At 52.5% G+C, this 581-nt stretch carries 1 protein-coding gene; it reads left to right on the forward strand.

The window, feature by feature from the left end:
* On the forward strand, positions 1–581 hold a 581-nt coding region (locus R7Q11_RS28075), incomplete at both ends, for an iron chelate uptake ABC transporter family permease subunit (RefSeq protein ID WP_225467217.1).

Below are 581 nucleotides of genomic sequence, written 5' to 3' on the forward strand. Positions count from 1 at the left end.
TGACCTTAATGAAACTGGGACAAGAAGGCGCAGCAGCCCGAGGCTTAGCAGTATTACCCGCGTTTGGGGCGTTAATGGTGATGGGTATTTGGCTGGTATCAGCCTCAATCACTGCGGTTGGTATCATCAGTTTTATCGGCTTGTTAACACCAAACATCGCCCGCGCAATGGGAGCGAGAACGCCACGCGATGAACTCATCAGTAGCATGTTGCTTGGCGCTGCGTTGCTGCTTATCACCGATTCTGCGGCGATTTATCTCAGTTTGTTGTTAGAAGAAACCATCCCAAGCGGTGTGGCGGCGGCGGCCATTGGTGCACCTGCGTTGATCTGGTTTACTCGCAAGAAACTGACAGCTACGGATCAGCTGAACTTGTCGATGAGCCAAGGAAAAACGGCCCTATCGAACGCAGCAGTTTGGGGCATTGCAGTAATGGGGATCATCGGCATTCTGGCGTACTCATTTGTTACGCACGGTATCAGTGGTATTGAGTTTGCGATTCCTGGCGAGTTCCAATGGCAACTGCGGTGGCCACGCATGATCAGTGCGATTTCAGTAGGCGTTGCCCTTTCCGTTGCTGGG

Source organism: Vibrio sp. 970, from assembly GCF_033339075.1.